The sequence below is a fragment of the Selenomonas sp. WCT3 genome, from assembly GCA_900100835.1.
In the GTDB taxonomy this organism is placed as follows: Bacteria; Bacillota; Negativicutes; order Selenomonadales; family Selenomonadaceae; genus Selenomonas_A; species Selenomonas_A ruminantium_E.
Genome location: FNCM01000011.1, coordinates 16,353 through 29,863 on the forward strand (window position 1 = coordinate 16,353; position 13,511 = coordinate 29,863).

A 13,511-nucleotide genomic window follows, 5' to 3' on the forward strand; every position below is an offset into this window, starting at 1 on the left:
TTTGCCAGCTTTATAACCTAGCGTTCATTCTTTTGGCTCATTGGGATGACTGAGACCTAGCGAAAGATTTTCCTGTACTGAATTGGACAAGCCATGTATAAATTGCTTTATTGTTCCCAGCTCGTGCGGCATCAAGTCACTAAAATCCGGGCCTCTGGGCGTATTTGTTTTCCGTGGTTGTGTTACTGGCTCCAATACCTGTGAAGTTGTGCCGATGTACCATACTTTCCCATCCGCTCCATGGTCATGGAGGTTGTTGAGATTTATCTCACTGCCTGCCACCATCAGCCGGATTTGGGTCAGTGCTGACATGTCAACTTTTTTCGCACAGATATGGATAGCATCCTGCGCTTTTATGGTTACTTTGCCGGTGCTTTGGAATGATAACTTATCGCCGTCCGTCAAGCTAAGAGCTCCACCTGCACCGCTGGCTCCCATATCGCCGGGATTGAGATACAGCTTTTTTCCATGCTCGGTGGTTAGCGACCGATTTTGATAGTCTGCCATCGACTGGCAGGTGCTATCGATACCGCCATTTGTCCGCACACAGCCAATCGCTTCAGCATTTTGCTCATCGTGATTGGGAATGTATAGGATTGCCTTGGTTCCCACCTGCGGCATCAGATACATGAGATTGTTGCTGGTGGGAACCCAGGAATAAGGATATGTGGCCGCCGCACTAAATATGCTTCGTGCGCCAGCAGATAAGTAAATACCACCTCCTCATGCTGCAGCGTTATCTCTTTTTCTCACTTCATTTTCTCTCCAGTAGCATCTTATCTATCAGGCAATTCATACCACTGATGGACGATTCAAATCCAAAATATCCATCTCTGATTCTTCCAATATATCTTCAAAAGCTTCACATCCATTTTCTGTAATATATTTTAACTCTGAATCTGAAATCGGCAACATCTCCAGCCATATAACAATGCAATCATCCATTTCAAGATAAAAATCCGAATCCCAAGTAAATGGATCAACAAGCAAAATGTGCTTCATATTAGCTTTAGGGTAAAACATTTTTACAACGTTCGGATAAACAATACCTGGGTAACAATCATAATGAGAATTGATAATATGAAAACAGCATGTACTCATTATATTAGGATATAATGAGTATGTTTTTCTTCCAATCCCTACGAACTCTATTCGTAAAGGTTTATTGTTATATTTATGCCCTATATCGGAAAGAAACGTCCCAACCGAACCATAATACATTCTATTTGGATTGTCGCCTTCAGTCTCTACAATAAAGACTTCACTTGTCTCCCTTTTATCCAGGTATAACTCTACCCGAAACTCTCCTTTCTTTTTTCCTTTCAAAATGCTATTGGAATAACAATTTATAATTTCCTTATGTTTAGTATAATCGTTACACTCTTGCATATATTCCTCACCTACAATGCTCTTTGCACAATTGACGGACGATTTAAATCCAATAAATCAACTTCATGTTCATCTAACATATTTTCAAAGGCTTCACTTCCATTTTCTTAATATATTCAAGTTCTGCATCCGAACATCGCAGGGATTCAGATATAGTTTCGGCCACACTCTTTGGTAAATTACCAAATTTTAATCAATATTCCAAAGTTCCTTTTTTATTCGATTTGAATCTTCGATATCCGATTCAAATAGCTCCCTCCCTTCGTTTGTCATATTTGTAAAATGCCACCTATCATCTGCATGTTTCAATAAAATTATCTTCCCAGGCTAATAAATCAATTCTTCTCTTTCCTCCCCTTCATCTAAACAATTTATTACCTTACTATACAGGCCAATATGATTTCTGATGATTTCCTCTCCATATTCATCTTTCAACAACCATATATACCTATACACACCACTCTTCCAAGTAGCATACATGCTTATTTCTCAGCAGCTGCGGCGTCTCCAGGGTTAAGGTCCGGATGGTATTTTCGCGCCAGCCGGCGAAAGGCTTTTTTGATTTCTTTTTTGTCGGCCTTAGGCGTCAGCTCTAGTATCTTGTAATAATCTTTCATGCTTTATCTCCAGATAATAGAAACGGGGTGGATTTTTTATCCACCCCATCAACCTGATTTCCTCGAAAAGCATCATGCGGTTTGTTTGTGAAATAATCTTTGCCATGTTTCTATCTCCTTTATATGACTTATCCTAAGATTGCGGCTTTAAATCTTTCAGTACCACCACATAGGCAGAATCCTAGGCTTCTGTTTAGGCAAGACCAGCTATAGCCACTGGCTTGCAATCCACATTCCATCCCCATTCCGAAAAGACCGGAAGAATCACACGACTTCCCTGCCAATCCGACGGGACTTCCACCAAAATTCCATCGCCCTGTACCGTTCCGACATAATAATCGTCATCCATCCAGACCGGGATTTCTTTCCCGTTCCAATAATCATCAGCCAGCAAAGATTGTCCTTCACCATCCACAGTTCGAGGAACAATCTTTACCATGACCTTGTTTGTTTCTTCCTCGTGAATCGTCTCCACCGTAAGCTCTGCTTCCAGCTGTGGGAAAAGTTCTGCCTGCTCACCAGGTTTTAACTCCCGTAACGTCAGATTGTCACCAGGATTTTTGATATCAAAGATTCGGCCAGAAGTGCCATCACATACTTCGTGCCCAGTATCCTTGCCCTCCAGCCGGCCACCGGTTCCATCGCCAAAAGTTTTGCGAACTACCACCCGCAGGTGACGAATAGCCGCTGCGGGCACGGGCAGCGATAAATCCACCTTGCCGCTGGCATCTGCCCTTCGCAGGATTTTCCCCACCGGCCAGTTATCCATCAGCATCTTTTCCCCTAGCACCGGAACTGCTGCTACATTCGGCGCGATTTCATACGTGATATCACTGGCATAGCTGTTAGCCTGCGGTGTGGCCTGTTTGCCGCCCAGCGCCAGCATATACACCTTGATACCAGCCTTGCGGCAATCTGCCATCCCTTCCTGAAAGGATTTCACCGACGCTAAAGTCTGCGCACTGGTTGGCAGCATGATTTCGCCATCGGAGATTATCACGATGCTGCGATTTACTTCTCCATCCGCCGAGAATGTTTCCACCGCTTTTTTCATCGCGGCCCCCGTATTGGTGTAGCCCGCATAGTTAATGCCCTGCAACGGTGCTACCGGCAGCCTAGCATCAGCATGCCAATTACGAGTATCACGAAACATCGCCCTAACATCATGAATCGGATCTTTTTCGTTTTATCTCCCTCCTTATAAAAGATGATTGTTTCAGAATTATCCTATCGCTGAAAAACTTTCATCTTTTTTTCATGGTATTTCCTTTTAAACGATATACCTCTCAATACTAAAAGTCCATTAAGGGATAATGAAAGTTTTTCCCAAATAATATAAATCTCAATTTTCATATATAGGACTTTTTTACCGGTTTTGTTCAAAATTTCGAAAAAAACATACTTAGCCTTGAATTTGGCAGGGTCTTTTTACCCAATGTTATAATTATGTTTTTAATTAAAAAATAATCTAGTATTTTGTAAACCTATGTCTATCATTCTTATACAAAAACAGTTCCATAACGACAAGGAATTATTGCCGTCATGGAACTGTTTACTATTACTTGTTATTTACTTTTGAAATTCTGCCAAAATCGTTTTCTTGGCAATCTTGCCAGTTGTCGTGCGCGGCAGTTTATCCATACGATGGAATTCCCGGGGGATCTTATAGAGAGCCAGGTTATTCTGCAGGAATTGCTTGAGCTCTCGGATGTTTACCTCAGCCCCTTGATTGACGCTGTAGAAGCAAGCCCCCGCTTGTCCACGAAGTTTGTCCTCAATGCCAACGACTGCGGCCTCATGAATGCCAGGGAATTGGTAAATCACCTCTTCGACTTCACGAGGATAGACATTTTCTCCCATGCTGATAATCATATCTTTGATGCGGTCGACGATATAGATATAGCCGTCTTCATCAGCGCGGGCCACATCGCCGGTATGGAACCAACCGCCACGCATAGCATCATGGGTCACATCCGGAAGATTCCAATACCCCAGCATGACGTTCTCCCCTTTGACGATGAGCTCGCCCACTTCTCCCTGCGGGACTTCCTTGCCCTCGTCATCGATGAGTTTCCATTGCAAATCCGGAACCACCGGCCCACAGGAGCCCACCTTGGTCTTCCCCAGTGGTGTCATGGTAACAATGGGCGCCGTCTCCGATAAGCCATAGGCTTCACAGATATCCAAGCCGAATTTCTCCGTGAAATCCTGCTGGATTTTTAGCGGCAATGTCGTACCAGCACTGACTACCAGCCGTACGCTCTTCATATCCTCCGGTGTTCCCAGTTTAGTCAACAGGCTACAGATTGACGGTACGATATAAAGTTCGGTGATGCCTTCCTCACGGATCGTGCTGATGGTCGTTCGCGGTGTAAAAGAATCAAGAATCACGATGGTGGCACCAACGCTCAGGGTATAAAACACCGCACAGGTGAGGCCATAGCAGTGATACATGGGCAGCACACAAAGGGCCTTATGTCCCGGCTGACAGCCCATATAGGCAATCTGCTTCGTATTGAAGATGATATTGTGATGGGAAATGACGGCTCCCTTCGGATTGCCGGTCGTACCAGAAGTATAGATAATCTGACAGGGATTGTCCGCACTGAAATACTCCGAAAGTTCCGGTGCTTCCTCGATTCCCTTCTTGAGCTTGCCAATGGAGCGAATATCATACTGCGCCACTTTAAGCTGGCAGCGCAGCTGCGCCAACGCATCGACAAGATTCAGCGGCTGATAGGTAAGCAGCACCCGTATCCCCGCATCTTTGATGATATAGGCAATCTCGCGGCTGCTCAACTGGAAATTGAGGGGAACCGCGATAGCCCCCAGCGACGCAATGCCCATATAGGCAAAGATAAATTCAGCACTGTTGCGGGTAAAGATTCCCACTCGGTCACCTTGATGTACCCCCGCTGCATAGAGTCTGTCGCGACAGGCTTTCACTGCTGCTTGGAGTTCTTTATAGGTAAAACGGCGCTCATGGTCGACGATGGCCAAATCATTTGGCGCACCTTGATAAATCAAATCATGAATAAGCATTTTTATCACTCTTTTCTCTTTTGACAAAAATTAGTACCTGATGCTAATTTTATACCAGGTACTAATTTTTGTCAAAGAGAAAATAAAAGCGCAGCTGAATCAGCTGCGCTCTTCGAAGTCCAATCTCTCAGTCTTCGTCTTGACCGTATTCTACCCAGTAAGTGATAAGCGTTGCCACTACTGCCAGAATCAGCCACACGTATGATGGTACCATGTTGCTCGTTACCTCCTTGGGTCACTTTGGGCTCGGTGTGATAGCGGGTAATCCCCATCAATTCCATTGTAAGAGATATGGACCTTTTATTCAAGATTTTTTAAGCGTTGAGTTTCTTATCCGCATACTGGAGCAGGATATGGGCGCTCTTACGATTGGTTGCCAAGGGGATGTTGTGCACATCGCAGAGGCGAAGCAGGGCATTGATATCTGGCTCGTGGGGCTGGGACGTCAGCGGGTCACGCAGGAAAATGACGTAATCCACCTGTTCCGTAGCCACCCGGGCACCAATCTGCTGATCGCCGCCTAAGGGGCCCGACATCATGGTTTCCACATTCAGCTGATAGTTTTCGTTAATCAGCGTTCCGGTTGTCCGAGTAGCAATCAAATGAAAATGTTTGAGGAGGTCCTGATGATGACTGACAAAATCGAGCATTTCTTCTTTTTTCTTGTCGTGTGCAATAAGTGCAATGGTCTGCATGAAACCACCCTTTCCAACTAATTTTATTAACTTCTATATTATACCCCATGCCCCCTTGTATTTTCAATGGATATTCTTAATTTTACAACAAATTTGAATAGTAAAAAGAGGCCTTTTCGGCCTCTTCTTGTGATGGTCTTTACTGCGGTGCTTTTAGCAAGCCCTCATGATAGAGCATATTGGCTCCCTGATACCAGGAAACGGCCTGCTGCCGCATTTCCTCGCTGGTGGGAATGGGCGTGTAATCCGCCTTGGACCAATCGTTAATACGATAGGATTTCACCCCTTGATTGGGTGACAGAATGGTAAGCTGGTCATCCTTTACTAACCCCAGCAGCTGATAGGTACTGATGAAAGCCCGGTCCGCTGACTCAGGTACGTTGAACACATCATGACCAAAGAACCGCGAGGTGTACGACATCCCCAGGAGCCCCAGCAAAGTCGGCCCCACATCAATCTGACTCATCAACCGATTGCACTGCCCAGCCTTGATAAGTTTCGGCGCGTAAATCAAACACGGGATATGATAGCGGTTGACGGGCAAATCTGCCTTGCCAGCCGCTAGGGCCTGATGGTCAGCCACGATAACAAATACCGTATTGTCAAACCATGGCTTTTTCGCCGCCTTGTCCAAAAAGTCCTTGATGGCCCAATCGGTATAGCGCACTACACTGCTCCGCACTCCCTGGGGTGCATCAATGCGGCCTTTGGGGAACTTGAAGGGCCGATGATTTGACGTAGTCAGCACCATTTCGAAGGCAGGCTCCCCTTTTGCCTGATGTTCATCCAACGATTTTACCACTTGGTCAAAGAGGATTTCATCGGGAACGCCCCAAACCGTTTCATCGTGGATTTCCTCTTCGGGGATAACATTCCGATCCTTTACGGTATAACCGTTGCCCGCGAAAAAGTCATTCATATTGTCAAAATAGCCATAGCCGCCATAGATGAAGTCCGTCTGATAGCCATTCTGGCGGAACGCATCCCCCAGCCCCTCCATGTTGCTGTTATCCTGACGGCGAACGATAGATTGTCCCGGCGTTGGCGGCACCGAAAGAGACAGTGCCTCAAGGCCGCGGACCGTCCGCGTCCCTGTTGCATAGAGACGGGTAAAGCTCAGAGACTTTTGGGCCACTTCATCGAGATTCGGAGTCAGACTGTTTGGAAACCCAAGGAACCCAGCATAATCGGCGCTGAAACTCTCCACTGTTATCAGCACGACATTAGGCTTCCTACCCGTCAATTCATTCTGGTTCTCGACACGACGCGTCACCCCGTCATCCCCTTGCAGGATCTCATTATTCCCCTTTACTTCACTACGCAGCCGCTGGCAAAGTGCCGTCGTATTGTCCTCCTTGGCATAAAAGGAATCATAATCCAGCTCATTGGTGAAATAGGCACGCACAAATTCATAGGGGCCGTTGCCGGCAAGCTCTTGATTGATTTTATCCGCTGCCACCTGCAGGCGCCATGCCGATTGCGGCATCACTGCCGCCGCTGCGGGCAGCAAAACCACCGCTAGAACCGCAGTAACAAACTGCCGCCAATCCCGCCGCTGAGGAACAAATTCCCGTCGACGAAGCTGGAGCCAAGTTATCCCCCCTGTAAAAAGGAGCATCACGGGCACAAGGATACCCAACGGAAAGGACTCTTGAATCGTCCCCAACATTTCACTGGAATAAATCAAATAATCTACCGCAATAAAGTTAAAACAGGTATGAAATTCCTGGAAATAGAAAAAGAGCGTCACACCGGAGCCAACCATAAAACCATTTAGCAGGAATACCAAGATTCTTCCCAACCGTTTTCCCCAACTAGCCGAGAGAACTTTTGCTGGCAGCAGGAAAAAGAGTGCTAAGGGCAAACAGAAAAAAACGCCAGCGGAAGCATCATATATAAGTCCTAGCAAAAAGGTTCGCAATATATCCAAGGGACTCCAGGATAACTCCGAATAAAACCGCATCCCAATCAGCAGGCGAATCAGGCTCTCCCAAATCAGCCAACTGCCAAACATAATCCGTAACATGCCCAGACGACCCACAGGCCGCAACGAAGGCTGGCAAAAACGAAGCATAAAATAACCACCTTTAATGAAATACAATCTATTAAATTATAACAAAATTTCTCTGAGAAAAAAATGAAATTCAGTTATGATCGGAAAAACCTTCCTCGACTTTGCCTGGACTTTACCTTGCCCCCGTCATAACCATTTGTTACAATGTAAACATACACCAACGAATTGGAGGGATTATCATGAAATTTGCAATTGTCGGCACCGGCGGCACAGGAGGAACTTTGGGCGCTTATCTTGCCAGCATCGGTCAGGACGTAACCTTTATCGCCCGTGGCAGCCATCTAGCGGCCATCCGTCAAAACGGGCTCACCATCCGCACGGAACACCGCGGCGATATTGTCATAAAGCCAGCTAAAGCCTGCACCATGGAGGAGTATACCGACACCCCTGACGTGATGCTGGTCTGCGTGAAATATTACAACATCGACGATGCTATCGCCCTGGCCCGCCGCACCGCCAATGCCGAGACCCTCATCGTCCCCATCCTAAATGTATTCGGCACCGGTGAAGTCATGCAACAAGCTCTGCCTGGCCTCACCTGCCTCGACGGCTGTATGTATATCTTTGCCAAAATCGAAAGTCCCGGCATCATCGTCCAGCCAGAAAAAATCCTGCGGGTATTCTACGGCTTCCGCCCCAGGCAGGACAACTGCCTGGCCAACAAAGCCAAGGAACTGGAACAAATCATGCAGGATGCTGGCATCCAGGCACATTTCACCGAACATATCCAACGAGATGCCTTGCAGAAATTCGCCTTTGTCTCCCCCATGGGCGCCGCTGGCCTCTACTTCGAAGCCGTCAGTGATGACTTCCAGCACGAAGGCCCCTTGCGTGATTTCTTTATCGGCCTGATTCGCGAAGTCGTAGACATCGGCCACGCCATGGGAATCACCTGGGAAAAGGATTTGGTGGAAACGGGTCTAAAAATGATTGATGCCTTCAAGCCCGGCCTCCGCACCTCTATGCAGCGCGACGTCCTTGCTGGTAAATCCTCGGAATTTTCCGGTCTCGTTTCTCGCATCGTAGCCCTAGGCAAAAAATATAATGTCCCCACCCCGCTCTATCAAAAAGTTGACAATTGGGGCCAAGAACATCATATCCGCTAAGCGTATCCTTTGCATACCAAAGGGGCTGTGTTATTTCACAGCCCCTTTGGTATGCAAAAATAAAAGAGTCTCACAGGTTACCAGCCTGAAGACTCTTTTACCGATGCAATTTGATGACCTGCATCATTTATTCCTTTTGTGGCCTTATTATACCATTTTCAGCTAATGCCGACAAGTCAATCCAGCTCAATACTAGCAAAAAAAATTACCGCTTCACTAGCCTGGCCATAAAAATGACCGAATCAATAAGGTCTTTGGCCTTGTCATTCAGCTGCGGGTAATTGTCAATAACATACTGCAGGCGTTTGTCCACTACGGAGGGGCATTTGGTTTTGGTATTTGGCTGCTCCGGGAAAAAATACGCGGGCGGCACTTCCAGCGCCTGCGCAATTTTTGCCAAATCGCCCACGCTGACATTCTGGATATAACCGCGCTCCCAGTTGGAGATTACCTGCGAAGACTTGCCAACCTTCGCCCCCAGCTCAACCTGCGACATCTTTACCTCTTTGCGCCTTGCTCATATATACTGCCCAATGTTTCCAAATTCCATGCCTGCATCCTCCCATAATTGTACTATTTACAGTATACCATAGGCAGACGGTAATTTCCTCTTCAAGAATCCCCCGGCTACAGCTTGCTCATCCCCATACAGGCAGGATTTATCGAGCACGTGTCGAATCCCCACAGAAAATCATTTAGCAACTGGAGGCATCCTATATGATAACGTTCCTTACCATTTGTTTTGTTCTCGGTATCTTCGCCGGCGCCTTTATAATCCTTGGCGCACTTATGGCTATTTTACAAAAGCTCTTTCTATGGGTGCTTGGTTATTTTGGAATCGGCATAGCTGATTCCCATTCTCTGGTTGGAGCTTTTATCACTCAATCCTGAGCACTGCATCCACATCCACGATACCGCAGTCAAGCACGAGCTGCCGCCAGGTGTAGTCGATTTTCTTCAGCCGGCCCTGGACGCGGCGCTGCTCGCCGTACTGGATGCCGACCACATGACTACGGGACAGTGGATTAACAAATGGCTCGACCTCTACGTCACGCCGCGGGTACGTGCCAGCACGCAAAACCTCTATTACGGGATCATGCGGCGCTACGCCATCCCCGAGCTCGGAATGATACCACTGAGCAAGCTGACCGAATTTGACATTCAGGCCGTCCTCTTTGGCCCGCTGCGGCAAAAATACCGCACCGCCTGCATCTTCCGCGTGCTCATGATGGCCATGATGAAAAAAGCCGTCAAATGCCGGCTGATACGATTCAGCCCCGCTGCGGATCTGGAACTGCCGCCCAAGACACCCAAAAAGAAATTCTACAAACCCAGTGCCGAAGACTGGAAAACGCTTATCGAATACCCGAAAACGCCGTTTTACTTCTGGCGCTGGCTGCTGCTCACCGAATACGTCACGGGCGCACGGCTGGGAGAACTTCTCGCCCTCAAATGGGAAGACCTCAACATCCAGACCGACCAAAACGGACATATCAAAGGCGGCACCCTGCACATCCAGCACGCTCTCTACAGCGGCATGAAAAAAGATGAAAACGGCCGCCCGCCACTATATCGCGGCGGCACCAAAACACCGCAGGGCAACCGCATCCTGCCCCTGCCTGTCGACTACTGCTACGAAATCCAGCACTACCGCAAAGTACAGCTGGAACACCGCATGCTCTCCCCTGACTGGCAGGAAAACGGCTTCCTCTTCACCGCGGCCAACGGCAGTCCCCTCCCCCCGAATAAGGTCAGCGTCTTCTTCCTCTGGCTGCGCAAAAAACTTGGCATCAAGAGTACCTTCCACATGCTGCGCCACGACATGGCCAGCCGCATGAAAAACTCCAGCCAGTTTGATTTAAAAGACATCCAGAACCAGCTTGGTCATGCCAGTATCAAAATCACCATGGATATTTATACACATATTGATGAAGAAGCCCAGCAAACTAAAGTCAGCCAATGGCTCGAGGAAGACATTTCCAACCTCATGACTCCACAGGAAAAAACCAAAGCCAAACACTCTTAAAATCGCTGGTTGCAGTACATTTGCTATACAACCACCCAAAAACACAACACAAAAGGCACCACGGAAAACTCCATGGTGCCTTTGCTGACAAGGATTCGTGCGATTTTGGATTTTTCGCCAGACGGAAAATCACAGTTGCGCGATCATTTTGTGGGTCTGCGGAATTACACGGACGTCTTTAAGTTTGGACAGGGCATAATTCTGGCAGATGAGGATTTTTTCAGGGCTCGCCGCCTTACAGCCACCGTATGGGGTTACTGGCTGGATGATGAACAGGGTCTCGGGTGCCGTTTCGGCCACTAGGTCAATTGCCTTACGGAATTCTTCTTCCGTTGTTTCCTCCCCTACCACCAGTTTGATATACAGATCTTTGGCCTTGGCCACTTCGATAAAGCGCTTATGCGCCTCCCACTGTGGTTTGCTGACGATACTGGGCAATTTAATATCCATGCTGATGATATCAACGGCATCGATAATTTCAGCAAGCTGCTCATGCAGGGTGCCATTGGTTTCGAGGAACACCGGTACTTCGATTTCTTTTGCCAGCTCACGAATGTAGTCAGCGTGCAAGAGGGGCTCGCCTCCCGTAAAGCTCACAGCCTGATGGGGAACTTCTTTGCAGAGCCGGTTGATTTCCATGGCCGTCTGCCCCACCGAACGCGGATTGGGGAGTTTGGCAAATTCTCGGCTGCCCGCATAAGTTTCTACCTCACACTGAACATGACTGCCAGGCGTATTTTCCGTATCACAGTAGCGGCAGTCGAGATTGCAGCCTTCAAACCGTACAAATACTTGACGGCAGCCAACGTATTTTCCTTCGCCTTGAATGGACGAAAAAATTTCAATAAGATTCTCTTTCATAGTTAATCCTTCGTATAAGTTACACTGGACTTCGGTGATTCAAAAACTGTAATGGCATAAAGCACGCTATCCCGTTCAAACACCTTACGGCAAGCCAATTCTTCAAAGATAATCCGCGCCAGATTTTCTGCGGTGGGATTTAAGCCATCGGCAAAGGGCTTCAGTTCGTTTAGATAACGATGGTCAAAGCGCTCCAGAACATCTGCCAATTCTTTTTTCATAACTTTAAAGTCAATCAGCATGCCGAGTTCATCTAGTTCTTTTCCCTTAACCACGGCCTCGACGACCCAGTTATGGCCATGCAGGCGGGCGCACTTGCCCGGATAGCCTGCCACATGATGTGCGGCTTCAAAGGCACCTTCTATTTTTAACGTATACATAAAATACTTCCTTTCGAATTTAAGGCAAAACCTCCCTCATAGAGGGAGGCTTTTTTTAACGCCCAATATTTTTGGTGTTTTTGACATTACCAACAATATCATCCATGCTCATAGCACGGGTATGCTGGGTGTGACTCCACTCGTGGTCGTTGCGGTTGATAAACCCAAGGAAAATAATGGGAATCCAGGAGTAGATGAACACCGGATACAGCAGCATGTAGAGCCAGGATTTCCACTTGGCACGAATCTTTATCAAGATAATCATTGGCAGGATGTACTGCCCAAGCATAATAGCCGTCATAAGCTGAGAGGGCATGAAGTTATAAATGTTCGTGTAGAACGGTTCAAAGCCCAGCTGAATATAGCTGATGATGATGAAAATGGTCGAAATCATCAAGAAATGAGGCTGCATCAGATAGATGCATTCGTCCCACATGCGGATATCCTTATGTTTCCACCCCGCTTTGAGCATCTTCGGAATGAAGCGGTTACCTACATCGAACTGTCCCTGGGCCCAACGCTTGCGCTGATTCCAGGACTGTTTGAACGTAAGCGGCTTTTCATCGTAGATGATGGCATCATGAGCCCAGCTGGTCTTGATGCCCTGCGCCATGCACTTCATGGTGAACTCCATATCCTCCGTCAGGCAGGTTGCGTTCCAACCGTGTTCCTTGAGGATATCCGAGGAGAAGCACATACCCGTGCCACCGAGGCAGGCCGAAAGGCCGATGTTGGATTTTGCCAGATGAGAAATGTAGCAAATAACCCAGAAAGCGATGGCAAAGGTACCAGCCACCCAAGTATCGTACGGATTCTTCGCATCCATATAACCCTGAATAACTTTATCGCCCTTGCAAAGGCGATTATTCATCTCCATGAGAAACTGCGGATGAACCAAGTTATCCGCATCAAATACGCAAACCGCATCATACTGTTTTTCCATCTTGAAGAGGCGGTCAAACATCCACTCCAAGGCATAGCCCTTGGATTTTTTCGTTGGATGGGTGCGCTCGTGGACAATGGCACCGGCACTCGCGGCAATCTCAGCAGTGTTATCCGTGCAGTTATCCGCGATTACATGGATATCATACATATCCTTCGGGTAGTTAAGCCCCTGCAGATTCTCCACAAGCTGGCCGATAACAGCATGCTCGTTATGGGCTGCAACAATCAGCGCAAACGTCTTTTTCGGCGTCTTGATTTTCGTCTCACCGCGGCGCCACATGCCACAGAAACCAATGACGAAGAAATACAGCGTAAAGAGGAAAATCATGATCTGCATGGGAACCATGATGATATCAAAAGGATAATTAAACAAAAA

The 13,511-nt window shown here is 47.4% G+C and carries 14 protein-coding genes and 1 pseudogene; 3 read left to right on the forward strand and 12 right to left on the reverse strand.

Annotated features, from left to right (window positions below):
- Positions 1 to 24: 24 nt before the first annotated feature.
- The 7 genes from BLQ36_RS09885 to BLQ36_RS09915 form a co-directional block, all read right to left on the reverse strand.
- Positions 25 to 630: a hypothetical protein gene (locus tag BLQ36_RS09885; RefSeq protein ID WP_074515436.1), complete on the reverse strand. Its 606-nt coding sequence runs from the start codon at positions 628 to 630 to the stop codon at positions 25 to 27.
- A 162-nt stretch (positions 631 to 792) separates the two neighbouring features.
- Entirely contained in the window at positions 793 to 1,389 is a 597-nt protein-coding gene (locus BLQ36_RS09890) for a suppressor of fused domain protein (RefSeq protein WP_074515437.1), read from the reverse strand.
- A gap of 482 nt (positions 1,390 to 1,871) precedes the next feature.
- Positions 1,872 to 2,006: a DnaJ domain-containing protein gene (locus tag BLQ36_RS09895; RefSeq protein WP_081342312.1), complete on the reverse strand. Its 135-nt coding sequence runs from the start codon at positions 2,004 to 2,006 to the stop codon at positions 1,872 to 1,874.
- A gap of 193 nt (positions 2,007 to 2,199) precedes the next feature.
- A complete protein-coding gene (locus tag BLQ36_RS09900) occupies positions 2,200 to 3,159 on the reverse strand; it encodes a vWA domain-containing protein (protein ID WP_074515438.1) in 960 nt (319 codons plus the stop codon).
- 416 nt (positions 3,160 to 3,575) lie between these two features.
- Positions 3,576 to 5,048, reverse strand: a complete 1,473-nt coding sequence (locus BLQ36_RS09905) for a class I adenylate-forming enzyme family protein (RefSeq protein ID WP_074515439.1) — start codon at positions 5,046 to 5,048, stop codon at positions 3,576 to 3,578.
- Between the two features lie 314 nt (positions 5,049 to 5,362).
- Positions 5,363 to 5,743 (reverse strand): methylglyoxal synthase, encoded by a 381-nt coding sequence (locus tag BLQ36_RS09910; RefSeq protein WP_074515440.1) that lies wholly within the window; start codon positions 5,741 to 5,743, stop codon positions 5,363 to 5,365.
- A 139-nt stretch (positions 5,744 to 5,882) separates the two neighbouring features.
- Positions 5,883 to 7,817, reverse strand: a complete 1,935-nt coding sequence (locus BLQ36_RS09915; RefSeq protein WP_074515441.1) for an LTA synthase family protein — start codon at positions 7,815 to 7,817, stop codon at positions 5,883 to 5,885.
- A gap of 179 nt (positions 7,818 to 7,996) precedes the next feature.
- On the opposite strand from BLQ36_RS09915, the gene BLQ36_RS09920 reads away from it, so the two are divergent.
- Positions 7,997 to 8,923, forward strand: coding sequence for a ketopantoate reductase family protein (locus BLQ36_RS09920; protein WP_074515442.1), 927 nt, complete (start codon positions 7,997 to 7,999; stop codon positions 8,921 to 8,923).
- A gap of 205 nt (positions 8,924 to 9,128) precedes the next feature.
- Here the strand turns inward: BLQ36_RS09920 and BLQ36_RS09925 are convergent.
- A pseudogene (locus tag BLQ36_RS09925) lies at positions 9,129 to 9,425 on the reverse strand (helix-turn-helix domain-containing protein); the annotation flags it as partial.
- Positions 9,426 to 9,640: 215 nt separating this feature from the next.
- Here BLQ36_RS09925 and BLQ36_RS13460 point away from each other — a divergent pair.
- Positions 9,641 to 9,814, forward strand: coding sequence for a hypothetical protein (locus BLQ36_RS13460; protein ID WP_180364863.1), 174 nt, complete (start codon positions 9,641 to 9,643; stop codon positions 9,812 to 9,814).
- Here the strand turns inward: BLQ36_RS13460 and BLQ36_RS13465 are convergent.
- A complete protein-coding gene (locus BLQ36_RS13465; RefSeq protein ID WP_180364858.1) occupies positions 9,801 to 10,001 on the reverse strand; it encodes a hypothetical protein in 201 nt (66 codons plus the stop codon). The genes BLQ36_RS13460 and BLQ36_RS13465 overlap by 14 nt on opposite strands.
- Between BLQ36_RS13465 and xerC the strand changes: the two genes are divergently transcribed.
- Positions 9,930 to 10,949, forward strand: a complete 1,020-nt coding sequence (xerC, locus tag BLQ36_RS09930) for a site-specific integrase (RefSeq protein ID WP_074515444.1) — start codon at positions 9,930 to 9,932, stop codon at positions 10,947 to 10,949. The genes BLQ36_RS13465 and xerC overlap by 72 nt on opposite strands.
- 129 nt (positions 10,950 to 11,078) lie before the next feature.
- On the opposite strand, the gene BLQ36_RS09935 is transcribed toward xerC, so the two are convergent.
- From BLQ36_RS09935 to BLQ36_RS09945, 3 genes are read right to left on the reverse strand one after another with little or no spacing between them, the layout of a single operon-like run.
- A complete protein-coding gene (locus BLQ36_RS09935; protein ID WP_074515445.1) occupies positions 11,079 to 11,810 on the reverse strand; it encodes a 7-carboxy-7-deazaguanine synthase QueE in 732 nt (243 codons plus the stop codon).
- Between the two features lie 2 nt (positions 11,811 to 11,812).
- Positions 11,813 to 12,190, reverse strand: a complete 378-nt coding sequence (queD, locus tag BLQ36_RS09940) for a 6-carboxytetrahydropterin synthase QueD (protein WP_074515446.1) — start codon at positions 12,188 to 12,190, stop codon at positions 11,813 to 11,815.
- A 55-nt stretch (positions 12,191 to 12,245) separates the two neighbouring features.
- On the reverse strand, positions 12,246 to 13,481 hold the full coding sequence (locus tag BLQ36_RS09945; protein WP_074515482.1) for a glycosyltransferase family 2 protein: 1,236 nt from the start codon (positions 13,479 to 13,481) through the stop codon (positions 12,246 to 12,248).
- Positions 13,482 to 13,511: the final 30 nt, after the last annotated feature.

Excerpts from the sequence above, each read along its gene's own strand:
- BLQ36_RS09910 (WP_074515440.1), bottom strand. The coding sequence starts at position 5,743 with ATGCAGACCATTGCACTTATTGCACACGACAAGAAAAAAGAAGAAATG.
- BLQ36_RS09890 (WP_074515437.1), bottom strand. The coding sequence starts at position 1,389 with ATGCAAGAGTGTAACGATTATACTAAACATAAGGAAATTATAAATTGT.
- BLQ36_RS13460 (WP_180364863.1), top strand. The coding sequence starts at position 9,641 with ATGATAACGTTCCTTACCATTTGTTTTGTTCTCGGTATCTTCGCCGGC.
- queD (WP_074515446.1), bottom strand. The coding sequence starts at position 12,190 with ATGTATACGTTAAAAATAGAAGGTGCCTTTGAAGCCGCACATCATGTG.
- BLQ36_RS09895 (WP_081342312.1), bottom strand. The coding sequence starts at position 2,006 with ATGAAAGATTATTACAAGATACTAGAGCTGACGCCTAAGGCCGACAAA.
- BLQ36_RS09920 (WP_074515442.1), top strand. The coding sequence starts at position 7,997 with ATGAAATTTGCAATTGTCGGCACCGGCGGCACAGGAGGAACTTTGGGC.
- BLQ36_RS09915 (WP_074515441.1), bottom strand. The coding sequence starts at position 7,817 with ATGCTTCGTTTTTGCCAGCCTTCGTTGCGGCCTGTGGGTCGTCTGGGC.
- BLQ36_RS09900 (WP_074515438.1), bottom strand. The coding sequence starts at position 3,159 with ATGTTTCGTGATACTCGTAATTGGCATGCTGATGCTAGGCTGCCGGTA.
- BLQ36_RS09935 (WP_074515445.1), bottom strand. The coding sequence starts at position 11,810 with ATGAAAGAGAATCTTATTGAAATTTTTTCGTCCATTCAAGGCGAAGGA.
- xerC (WP_074515444.1), top strand. The coding sequence starts at position 9,930 with ATGACTACGGGACAGTGGATTAACAAATGGCTCGACCTCTACGTCACG.
- BLQ36_RS09885 (WP_074515436.1), bottom strand. The coding sequence starts at position 630 with ATGTATCTGATGCCGCAGGTGGGAACCAAGGCAATCCTATACATTCCC.
- BLQ36_RS09905 (WP_074515439.1), bottom strand. The coding sequence starts at position 5,048 with ATGCTTATTCATGATTTGATTTATCAAGGTGCGCCAAATGATTTGGCC.
- BLQ36_RS09945 (WP_074515482.1), bottom strand. The coding sequence starts at position 13,481 with ATGGTTCCCATGCAGATCATGATTTTCCTCTTTACGCTGTATTTCTTC.